The sequence below is a fragment of the Streptomyces sp. B1866 genome (genome assembly GCF_031932565.1).
GTDB lineage: Bacteria > Actinomycetota > Actinomycetes > Streptomycetales > Streptomycetaceae > Streptomyces.
The window spans coordinates 1-7,767 of sequence record NZ_JAVSCF010000292.1; the positions used below are offsets into that span (position 1 = coordinate 1).

At 76.3% G+C, this 7,767-nt stretch carries 8 protein-coding genes; 5 read left to right on the top strand and 3 right to left on the bottom strand.

Features of this window, described 5'->3' with window-relative positions:
- Positions 1 to 89: 89 nt before the first annotated feature.
- Together RKE29_RS26060 and RKE29_RS26065 are read right to left on the bottom strand one after the other, a co-directional pair.
- Positions 90 to 563, bottom strand: a complete 474-nt coding sequence (locus RKE29_RS26060; protein WP_312008096.1) for a DUF6099 family protein — start codon at positions 561 to 563, stop codon at positions 90 to 92.
- A gap of 133 nt (positions 564 to 696) precedes the next feature.
- On the bottom strand, positions 697 to 1,956 hold the full coding sequence (locus RKE29_RS26065) for an ATP-binding protein (protein ID WP_312008097.1): 1,260 nt from the start codon (positions 1,954 to 1,956) through the stop codon (positions 697 to 699).
- A gap of 193 nt (positions 1,957 to 2,149) precedes the next feature.
- On the opposite strand from RKE29_RS26065, the gene RKE29_RS26070 reads away from it, so the two are divergent.
- The gene (locus RKE29_RS26070; RefSeq protein ID WP_312008098.1) at positions 2,150 to 2,722 is read left to right on the top strand and encodes a TetR family transcriptional regulator; all 573 of its coding nucleotides are present in this window, start codon (positions 2,150 to 2,152) and stop codon (positions 2,720 to 2,722) included.
- Between the two features lie 131 nt (positions 2,723 to 2,853).
- Here the strand turns inward: RKE29_RS26070 and RKE29_RS26075 are convergent, their stop codons facing one another.
- On the bottom strand, positions 2,854 to 3,564 hold the full coding sequence (locus tag RKE29_RS26075; RefSeq protein ID WP_312008099.1) for an SDR family NAD(P)-dependent oxidoreductase: 711 nt from the start codon (positions 3,562 to 3,564) through the stop codon (positions 2,854 to 2,856).
- A gap of 1,005 nt (positions 3,565 to 4,569) precedes the next feature.
- Between RKE29_RS26075 and RKE29_RS26080 the strand changes: the two genes are divergently transcribed.
- The 4 genes from RKE29_RS26080 (at position 4,570) to RKE29_RS26095 (ending at position 7,655) form a co-directional block, all read left to right on the top strand.
- Positions 4,570 to 4,677, top strand: coding sequence for a keywimysin-related RiPP (locus RKE29_RS26080; protein WP_312008100.1), 108 nt, complete (start codon positions 4,570 to 4,572; stop codon positions 4,675 to 4,677).
- A 141-nt stretch (positions 4,678 to 4,818) separates the two neighbouring features.
- Entirely contained in the window at positions 4,819 to 6,675 is a 1,857-nt protein-coding gene (locus RKE29_RS26085) for a lasso peptide isopeptide bond-forming cyclase (protein ID WP_312008101.1), read from the top strand.
- A 110-nt stretch (positions 6,676 to 6,785) separates the two neighbouring features.
- Entirely contained in the window at positions 6,786 to 7,046 is a 261-nt protein-coding gene (locus tag RKE29_RS26090) for a lasso peptide biosynthesis PqqD family chaperone (RefSeq protein ID WP_312008102.1), read from the top strand.
- A gap of 192 nt (positions 7,047 to 7,238) precedes the next feature.
- A complete protein-coding gene (locus RKE29_RS26095) occupies positions 7,239 to 7,655 on the top strand; it encodes a lasso peptide biosynthesis B2 protein (RefSeq protein WP_312008103.1) in 417 nt (138 codons plus the stop codon).
- Positions 7,656 to 7,767 lie beyond the last annotated feature (112 nt).

Below are 7,767 nucleotides of genomic sequence, written 5' to 3' on the forward strand. Positions count from 1 at the left end.
GGGGCGGGCGGGCCGTACCGCCCGCCGCGCGCGGGCCCAGCCCGGCCCGGCCCACCGGGCCACGGTCGCGGTCAGCGCGGCCGCCGCCCTCATGCCGCCCCACCCCGCTCCCGCACCTCGACGTGCTTGAGCATGCCGTGCACCCGGTCCCGCGCCTCGTCCGCCGCGTCGATGGCCTCGACGCACTGCCAGTACAGCGCCTCCTCCTCCGTGTTGGAGGCGACGCCGACCAGCGCGAAGCCCGCCTCGGCGAGCAGGTCGCCCAGCGCGTGCAGCACGCCGGGGGCGTCCTTCACCTCGGTCAGCTGCACGGCCCGCACGCCGCCGCCGAGCCGCGCCGGGTGGTGCAGGGCGGGGTGGTGCAGCGCCCCGCGCGCCCGGCCGCCCGCCTCGTACAGCCCGCGCGCCTCGCCCCGCGCCGCCGCGGGACCGTACAGCGCGAGGTGGCCGCCTATCGTCTCCGCCAGCGCCTGGACCTGCCAGGCCTCGGCCACGATGTCGTGCACGCTCTCGGCATGCGCTAAGGCATGCCGGGTGACACCGATCAGCCGCATCGCTTCCATGCCCCGGAACCCCTTTCCACGGACCCTCCGCACCCGTCACCCTTCCACTACCCAGAGTGATGACTCGCAGCCCGAAAAGCTAGGGGAATTCAGGAATCTGTTGACAACAGTTGCGTTGTGGATAACCTGATCACTACGGAGAGTGACGAACGGGGCTGTCTGGCTCTGCCAACGGCATAAGGTGCCCCGCGCGGTCGCCGTCCCGGGCTCCGGCGCGGCCGTCCCGGTCGCCCGGATCCCGCAGCCGCAGGACCGCCACCGGCGCCGACTCGTCCGCTCCGGTGGCGCCGGAGGCGTCCACCGCGCGCCCCACCGTTCCCAGCAGGCGGACGTGGCCCCGCGCGCCCATGCGGGCCGCCAGCCCCAGCAGCTCCCGCGCCTGCCGGTCGTCCAGGCACCGGTCGAAGCCGTCGGCGAGCACCGTCAGCGCCTGCCGTGCCGGGAGCACGTCGGGCGCCGCGTCCATCTCCAGCACGCCGGGGCCCGTCAGGAGCACCAGTGCCAGCGCGAGATAGCGCAGCTCGCCGTCGCCCAGGCGCGCCACGGGCAGCGCGCCCGCCTCCCCCTGCGCCACCAGCGCCCGTACCGCGCCGTCCGGCAGTTCCTCCGTCACCAGGTCCGCCACCGGCCCGGCGCCCGGGCACCCGGCGCGCACCGCGGCGACGAGCGCCGCGTGGCGCGTCACGCACTCCCGGCTCGTACGCCGCAGCACGGCCGCCAGGTTGTCGCACGTGCCGCGCAGCAGCCCCTCGTCCGCCGCGGCGGATCCGCGCATCCGCTCCGGCCGCGGGTCGCAGGCGAAGGCGCAGCGCAGCGCGATGACGACCTGTTCGGCCGCGGCGAGCGCGAGCCGCTGCCCTTCCGTACGGCCCGCCACCCGCAGCGGCAGCAGCGGCGTGGCGAGCCGGTCGTCGGGCAGGGGGGCGCGCGTGACGGCGACCGCGCCCGCCGTGTACCACGCGCCCTGGACCGTGCTGCGCCGCGGGTCGCGCAGCGCCGTCTCCAGCAGGGTCCGCCCCGCGCCGGTCATCCGCTCGCCCACGACCCGCAGTTCGGGTTCGGCCTGCACGGCCACGTCCAGCCGCACGGGCCCCACGGGGCCGTCCACGGTGCAGCCGATGCGGAAACCCCGCCTGCCCTGCTCGTCGGGGCGCACGCCGCGGGGCACGTACGCGGCCGGATCCGGGAACACCTCCGCGAGCGGGTCGCCACCCGCCAGCCGCGCCAGCGCCCCGTACGCCTCCAGTACGCCCGACTTGCCGCTGCCGCTCGCGCCGGCGACCAGCGTCACCGGCCCCAGCGGAAGAACCGCGCCCCGGTGCCCCTTGAACGCCGACAGCCGCAGCTCGGTGACGACGGGACGCACCGGCCCGGAGGCGCTGTTGCCGCTCATACGGCCACGGTAGGTCCCCGCGCGCCCGCTCAAACCCCGCCGGGCAGCTCTTCCTACGATCGGGCGAAACGGCGAACCCCCGCGCGACAGACCGCCGCCTCGTTAGAATCGGATCAGACGTTCCGCTTGGCCGGTATGGACGGGCGCGGCGGCGGAGCAGACGACCTTGAGGTCGACGAGCCGGGAGACGGGCATGGCCGAGGAGCTCAGGACGCCGCGCGCCGACGCCCGGCGCAACCGTGCGCGCATCCTCGCGGCCGCCGAAACGGTCCTGGCGCGCGAGGGCGCGGGCGCGTCGGTGCGGGCGGTCGCCGCGGCGGCGGGCGTGGGACTGGGCACCGTCTACCGCCACTTCCCGACCCAGGAGGCCCTGTACCAGGCGGTCGCCGTGGACCGCGCGCACCGCCTGCTCGGCACCGCCGCGACCCTGCTGCGCGCCGAGGACGCGGGCGCGGCGTTCTTCGACTTCTTCACCGCCGTCGCGGCGGACGCCGCCCGCGAGAAGCTGGTGGCCGACCTGGTCACCGGCGCCGGTGCCGACCGCCCGCCGGGCACGGCGGAGGCCGCCCGGGCGCTGCGCGGCACCGTCGAGGCCCTCCTGACCCGCGCTCAGGCGGCGGGCGCGCTGCGCGCGGACCTGCGCCTGCCGGAGGTGCTGGCCCTGCTGGGCGCCGCCTGCCTGGCGGCCGAACGCGACGCGTGGCCCCCGGCCCTGCGCGGCCGGGCGCTGGCCGTGCTCTTCGACGGCTTCCGCCCGCGGAGCTGACCCGGCCCGCACCGCCCCTCGGGGCCCGCGCGGCGCGGCAGGCGGCTGAGGGCCGGCGGCCGTCCGCGCGGCCGGCCGCCGGGACATGACGGCGTACCCGGCGGTCCTCCCCGGTGGCCCCGGGAGCGGGCTCACCAGGGAAGGGGGCCGTCGGCGTGGAAGTACCCGCCGGTCGGGCCGTCCGGGCCCACCTGCGCCATGCGGACGATGATCTCGGCGCCCTGCTCGACGGTCTGGACGCCGGTGTTCTGGTTCAGGTCGGTCCGGGTGAAGCCGGGCCCCACCGCGTTGATCCGCAGCTCCGGGAACGCCTTCGCGTACTGCACCGTGATCATGTTGACCGCGGCCTTCGACGCCGGGTAGGCGACGCCCGGATAGGCGTACGACGGGGCGTCCGGGGTGGTGGCCCAGGTCAGCGAGGCCAGGCCGCTGCCGACGTTGACCACGACCGGGGCCGCGGAGCGCCGCAGCAGCGGGAGGAACGCGTGGGTGACGCGCACCAAGCCGAAGACGTTGGCCTCGAACGTCCTGCTCATCACGCCGGCGGTCACCTCCGCGGCGCCCACCACGACCTTCCCGTCGGTCATCTCCGCCTGGACACCGGCGTTGTTGACCAGCACGTCGAGCCCTCCGTCGGCCTCGACGACCCGCACCGCCGCCGCCACGGACGCGTCGTCGGTGACGTCGAGCTGCACCGCCCGCGCACCCAGCCGCTCGGCGGCCCGGCGGCCGCGGTCGGGGTCCCGGCTTCCGACGTAGACGGTGTGCCCCGCGGCGACGAGCCGACGGGCGGTCTCGTAGCCGAGTCCCTTGTTCGCTCCGGTGATCAATGTCGTCGTCATGCTTCCACGATGCGACGCGGCCACGCGGCCAACCAGGCACTCCGTCTTCCTAGGACCGCCGGTACCAGGAAGAGCCGCGTCGCGGGCGGCGGCCCGCGCGGCGCGGCCCGCGCGGCCGAGCCCGGCACACGGCGCACCGGACCGCTCGCGCTCCTCGCCGTCGGCCCGGCGGACACCCGCAGGACAGCGGGCCCCCGCGCCGCCTCACGTCTCGTCCGCCGCCGCGACGCGTACGGCCGTACGACACGGGTGTACGGCATGTGTGAACGCTGATACGGAACCCCGGCGGGCGAATCCGGCCGGTCTTCCGGGGTGCTCGCGGGCAAGCCGATGCGGCCACCCCCGGGAATTCCTTCCGCGTTGAGTACCGGGCCGGCCGCCGCACCCCTGGCGGGCACCTCCTCCCACCGGCGCCACCGGGAAAGCGGGGCCGTCGCTTTTCCACCCCCCTATTGACTGACACGGCCCAGTAGTGCCATATACATATAACGACGTGTGTCCGGCTTGACCGTTCTCCATCTTGCGAAGGAATCCGACACGGCGGTGAAGCCGGACGCGCGGCCGATACATTCCCGCAATCCCGCCCCAGCCAGTCTCATACATGCTCTGACCTGCGGATTCGATATGCATCACTGGAGCGCACCCACGGTCGCCGCCACGCCGGATTCCGCACACCGGGCACACCGCGTTTCCGCACCGGTAACCCGCGGAAAGCCGCTCCTCCTACCCCGGGGTCCGGTCTTCATGCCCGGCGCTCGGATGCATCCCGGGGCATTGTGCGGCCGATCCGGCCGAAGGTCTGCCGCCCTCATGATGTCGTGCTCCCGGGCGTGCACCGTTGTGGCGGTCCGCCGGCGCTCATAACGTGATGCACCGAATCGGCCGCCCGGGTCCGGAACCGGGGCGGGTACGACCGGTTCACGGCAGGTACCTGTGCCGACGTTCCTCTTTAACCGGCCGAATACGGCGTCTGCCGAATTCGGCCCGAGCGAAAGGAAGTGTGCCATGACGTACGAGCGTCCGACCCTCGCCAAGGCCGGCGGTTTCCGCAAGACCACCGGCCTGGCCGGCAGCACCGCGAAGGACCTGCTCGGCGGTCACCAGCTCATCTGACCTCCGGGTGGCCGGCCCCGCCCCGCGCCGCGGGACGACGGGGCCGGCCATGTCGGCGGGGGACGGCCACCGGCCGTCCCCCGCTCGCCCCGCCCGTTCCCGCACCGGCGTGTGCGCCCTCGACCGGAGGTACGTGAGTCCATGGACAGCCCTCTGTCCGTCGCCGTCGCACCCGCCTGGCTCCTGGTGCTGCCCGACACCGACGCGGCGGCGGCCGTGGCGGCCAAGGCCCGTCCCCACGCCGCCGAGACGTGTCCGCACGCCTCCGGCCGGCCGTGGCTGATGGGGCGCTGGCAGCCCGGTGAGCTGACCGTCGGACAGAGCGGCGGGGTCCGGGTCGCGGTGCTGGGCGAGCACGCCGTCACCGCGGCGGAGGCGTCCCGTGCCGCGGCCGCGGTCGCCGGCCCGGCCGGTCTTGACCGCTTCGCCCGCGCCTGGCACGGCAGCTACCACCTCCTGGCCAGCCTGCACGGCCAGGTGCGCGCCCAGGGCACGGTGACCGGTGTCCGCGGCCTGTTCCACGGCCGGGCGGGCCGGGTGCGCCTGGCCGCCGACCGCGCCGACGTCCTCGCCGACCTGACCGGGGCGCCCCTCGACGAGGGCCGGCTCGCCGTCCAGCTGCTCAGCCTGGGCGTGCTCCACCCGCTGTCGGGCCGGCCGGTGTGGCGGGGCGTGGAGAGCCTGCCCGGCCACGACTACCTGGTGCTGGACCGCGACGGCACCCGGGTCCGGCGGGCCCGGTGGTGGCGGCTGCCGCGCCGTGACGTGCCGCTGGCCGAGGGCGCGCCGGCCCTGCGGGAGGCCCTGCGCCAGGCCGTCGGTGTCCGCGTCCGCGGCCGCGACCTGGTCACGGCCGACCTGGGCGGGCTGGACTCGACCGCCGTGGTCTGCACCGCCGTACGCGCCGGCGCCAAGGTCGCCGCCTACACCGCCGCCACCCACGACCCGCGCGGCGACGACGTGCACTGGGCCCGCCGCACCGTCCAGGACCTGGCGGCCGCCGAGGGAGCGGGAACCGTCGAGCACCACGTCGTCCCCGCCGAGCAGTGCCCGCTCACCTTCGACGGCGTGGACGCGCTCACCGACGTCCTGGACGGCCCGTCGCTGTTCGCCGTGGACCACAACCGGCGCATGGGCCTGCTCCGCCTCGCCGCGGACCGCGGCTCCGCCCTCCACCTCAGCGGCTTCGGCGGGGACGAACTGCTGGCGGGCGCCTCCGCCCGCGTCCACGACCTGCTCCCCCGCCGCCCGCGCGCCGCCGTCCGCCACACACGCGGCTACCTGGCCAAATACGGCTGGTCCCGGCGGGAGGCGGTACGCCAGCTGCTGGACCGGCGTCCGTACGGCACCTGGCTGGAGCAGGTCGCCGACGATCTGACCAGCCCGCTGGCGCCGCTGGACGCCCCGCAGTTCCAGTGGTGCGCGCCGCCCAGGATGCCGCCGTGGGCCACCCCGGACGCCGTCGACGCCGTCCGCGCGCTCGTCCGCGCGGAGGCCGCCGAGGCCCGGCCCCTCGGCCCCGGCCACGGCGAGCACCGCGAACTGGCCACGATGGAAGCCGTCGCCCGGTTCGCCCGGCACCTCAACCAGATGACGCGGCCGCTCGGCCTCGCGTTCGCCTCCCCCTTCTACGACGACCGCGTCGTCGAGGCCGGTCTGGCGGTGCGGACCGAGGAGCGGGTGACCCCGTGGCGGTACAAGCCGCTCATCGTGGAGGCCATGCGCGGTGTCGTGCCCGACGCCAGCCGCACCCGTGCCACCAAGGCCAACGCCACCCTGGAGGAGGAGGCCGGGCTGCGGCGGCACCGCGACGCGCTGCTGGCGCTGTGCGAGGACTCCCGGCTGGCCCGGCTGGGCCTGGTCGACGCGGACGTGTGGCGCGCCTGGTGCTCCGGGCCGGTCTCGGCGGAGCTGGAGAACGTCCTGCTGCATCCGACCGTGGGCTGCGAGGCGTGGCTGCGCGCCCGGGAGTCGCCGGCCCGCCGCGCCCGCGGCTGACCCCCCCGGCCGCCCTCACCCCGCCCGGCCGAGGCCGCCACCGCCGGGCGGCCCCCGTACGCGCCCCCTCACCGCCGCATGCCCCGACATCCCGTCACGGAGGTACCCCGATGAGCCTGAAGCTGCGCCCTGGTGTCCTGATGGCCGAGACCGAGTACGGCATGGCCCTGCTGGACGACAGCAGCGGCGACTACTGGACCCTCAACCCCACCGCCGCCATGGTCCTCGAAACCCTGCTGGCGGGCCGGAGCGCGCAGCAGGCGGTGCACGCGCTGACCGAGCGGTACGACGTCAGCGACGGCATCGCCCGCGAGGATGTCGAGCGCGTCCTCGGCGAACTGCGGTCCGCCGGGCTGGTCCGGGAGGACTGACGGGCCGCCGGCCGCGGCCCGCCGTCCGGGGCCTTCCACGGGTCCGCGCACAACCCGTCCGCTCGGCGTCCGCCCGCTCAGGGCCCGCCCGCTCAGGACCCGCCCGCTCAGGACCCGCCCGCTCAAGGCCCCTCAGGCGCAATGCCCCTCTGCCCGAAGACCCGTCCGTGCACGATGCAAGACAGGAGAGCCATGTCGACGCCCGAAGCGGTCCCGTACCGGCCCCGCTCCCTGCCGCCGCGCACCCGGCTCGCGGCCCGCCTCGCCGTGGGCTGCGCGCACGTGCTGGCCACCCAGCCGCCCGCCCGGATACGGGCCGTACTGCGCCGGGTCCGGCGCGGCGCCCGGCCAGCCACGGTCGCGGAGGCGGCGGCCGCCCTGGAGACGGTCCTGGCGGTGAGCCTGGCCGCCGGGGGCCGCAGGGGGTGCCTGCCCCGGTCGCTGGCCACCGTCCTGCTGTGCCGGATGCGCGGGCAGTGGCCCACCTGGTGCGTGGGCGTGCGCACCCGCCCGCCGTTCGCCGCGCACGCCTGGGTGGAGGCGGAGGCGGAACCGGTGGGTGAGGACTGCCCCGCCGACTACTTCCGGCGCTTCTTCGCGGTCGACTGAGCCATGGCCCAGCAGCAGCCGCCCGCCGCCGGCCGAACCCGTACCGCGGCGGCCGACGGCACGCCGCCCGGGGCCGCGGCGCCCGCCCGCCCCGGGCCGGGCGCGCCGGACG